We start from the raw sequence: 2,541 nt of genomic DNA, 5'->3' as shown, positions 1-2,541 counted from the left end.
TGTATTTGTCAACTGAAAATTCACCCTTTTTTCAATTGAAAATTCCTCCACAAAGGTTAAAAAAATAATAGCATTTATATCTGCTCCTGTATCCATTTTTTCGTTTCTTTCAATCTATACGAATTTCCATTCATATTAACTATGAATGCCTTATGAGTTAATCTATCAATCATCGCAGCTGTCATCACTGGGTCTTGAAATATTTCATCCCACCTCTCAAATGATAAGTTAGTCGTTATCAATGTTGATTTTCTTCCTGCTCTTAATGATAAATTTGTAAATAATAGCTCAGCTCCTTCCTTGTCAAATGATATATAGCCTAATTCATCTGCAATTACTAAATCATATTTTTCAAACCTGTTTTCAAAGGCCCTCAGGGTCTTTTGTGAGCGGCTCTCCTTGAGCTGATTAATCAACAATGGCACTGTTGTAAATAGAACCTTATACCCTGCTAGACATGCTCTTATTCCTAGGCCTATTGCAAGATGTGTTTTGCCTGTTCCTGGATTCCCTGCAAGTATCACATTCTGTCCGCTTTTTATGAAATCAAGTGATATCAAAAGCTTTAGTTTCTTTTGTGCATCCTCAGGCAAATCCTCAACTATTAAATCCTCTATATACTTCTTGTATGGAAAATTCGCTGTTCTAATCCTTCCTTGCTTCGCGTTTTCCTGTCTCATTTCAAATTCTTTTTCTAATAACTTTAAGAGATACTCTTCATAACTGAGTTCAATAGCTGATGCTTCTTTAGCTTCTTCTTCAAAATATTTCTTTATTCCAGGTATTTTTAGTTGTGTTGCAAATTCCTGTATTCTTTTATTTACATCTTTCTTGTTTTTCATGTTCAAATTATCACCTCCTCCCTAAAATCTTCATTGGAGGTAGGTATTAATTCTGAAAACATATTTAACATTCTCTTGGATGCTTTATCTATTTCTGATGTGCTCGAAATATCGTTAGTTAATCCTTTTTCTTTCCTTATTTCTCCTCGGTTGCAGATTGCTTTAATTTTTTCTGTCGTAATATCTATGGGATTGATTTTTTTTAGAACTTCTATAGCTTGCAATATTTCCTCTAAATTTTTTTCATAAATTAATTGAATTAACTCTATAAATTCCCTTTCTCTTTTGATATAATAATCTTGGTAGATTTTTTGTAATCTGGGGTCGATTTGCTTCATTGCTAAACTTGAAGCTAATGCTCCAGGTTTCTTTTTTAGTGTCTTCAAATAATGTTCCAATTTGATTGTCCATTCGTTAAATCCATGTTTCTTTTCATGTTCACAAATCTTTTCGTTTTCATAAAAACAAAGTATTCTATTTGAATAAACCTTTACAAATATTTTCTTTCCTACTAAATTATCAGGGACTGAATAATGACAACTGTCTATTAAAATTGTGGAGTATTTATCAACTCTTGGTTCTTCTATTCTCGCTGAATCAAATATTGGCGGATTTTGAAGCAAACCTTCGCGTTCCATCTCAAGTAGTTCAATCGCTGATTTGTTATCCCTTGTTGTTTGTAGAATTTTATTTAATCTCAAACACACTTCTTCCAAATATTTGTTTGCCTCTTCAACTGATTCGAAATTATCTTTATTTGAAAATGCTTTCCTTCTTATGTATTCAACGCTTTTTTCAACATGACCTTTTTCATTTCCTCTGCGAACATTACAAAATCTAAATTTAAATCCATAATATATTGATAACTTTAATAATCCTTCTGTGGGTTCTTTCTCGTTAAGGCCTACAAATTTCTTAACAGCGACTTTCATGTTATCGTATACCATGGTTTTAAAAACTCCACCTACATGTTCAAAAAACTTGGCGTGTGATTCTTGAAAGCATTGTGTGTTCTGCTTTGGCATGATAACTGCGTATCTATAGTTGCTTTTAGCAGTTGTAAATACAGCCAACTGCAAGTATTTCAATTCTCCAGCAATAAATAGCCTAACATCCCCCCAGTCAAATTCACAGACATCACCTTGACTATACTCAGCTTTAATAAAAGCTTCTTTAGCTTTATCATTTATAGCATTTATTGCAGAACATACACTTGTATATCCAATATCAAATCCTTCTTCTATTAATGCTTCATATATGTCAATTTTCTTTTTCAATTGCTTTCCTTGCCCAATAGCTTTCTTGTTTTCATTTTCTTGAAGGTAAAATTTAATTCTTGCAATTATTTCATCATTTAGTTTTTTCTTACCTCGATTAGAAGAATCATATTTTGGTTCTTCAACTATGGCATCAATTATTTCTAAGGAACTTGAGATTTTATTAGAGTCAAATAATTGCCTCCTCTTTTCTTCATAATCCCTAACATATTTTCTAACAGTTTTTCTATCAATTCCTGTCTCTCTTGCAATAGCTCTTAACGCTTTGCCTTCGTTAAAATATGCTAAAATTATTTGTTGTTTATTCATTAATGTTATCATCCCCTCACATCCCCTCTTAAGCATCTATACCTAAGAGGTTATCATTAAAGTGGGGGAGGTTTCAACTGAAATTGTGGTCCATTATTAGTTTAACATAAACA

The 2,541-nt window shown here is 31.9% G+C and carries 2 protein-coding genes; both read right to left on the bottom strand.

Going from position 1 to position 2,541, the window contains the following annotated elements; translation table 11 throughout:
- Positions 1-74: 74 nt before the first annotated feature.
- Positions 75-842, bottom strand: coding sequence for an IS21-like element helper ATPase IstB (gene istB / locus ABG79_RS12075; RefSeq protein ID WP_200956824.1), 768 nt, complete (start codon positions 840-842; stop codon positions 75-77).
- A 2-nt stretch (positions 843-844) separates the two neighbouring features.
- Positions 845-2,440, bottom strand: a complete 1,596-nt coding sequence (gene istA / locus ABG79_RS12070) for an IS21 family transposase (RefSeq protein WP_057979715.1) — start codon at positions 2,438-2,440, stop codon at positions 845-847.
- Positions 2,441-2,541: the final 101 nt, after the last annotated feature.

The organism is Caloramator mitchellensis (assembly GCF_001440545.1).
GTDB classification, from domain to species: domain Bacteria; phylum Bacillota; class Clostridia; order Clostridiales; family Caloramatoraceae; genus Caloramator; species Caloramator mitchellensis.
Note: the sequence above shows the minus strand (reverse complement) of the source record. Positions and strands in the feature narration are given on the sequence as shown.

Excerpts from the sequence above, each read along its gene's own strand:
- istB (WP_200956824.1), bottom strand. The coding sequence starts at position 842 with ATGAAAAACAAGAAAGATGTAAATAAAAGAATACAGGAATTTGCAACA.
- istA (WP_057979715.1), bottom strand. The coding sequence starts at position 2,440 with ATGATAACATTAATGAATAAACAACAAATAATTTTAGCATATTTTAAC.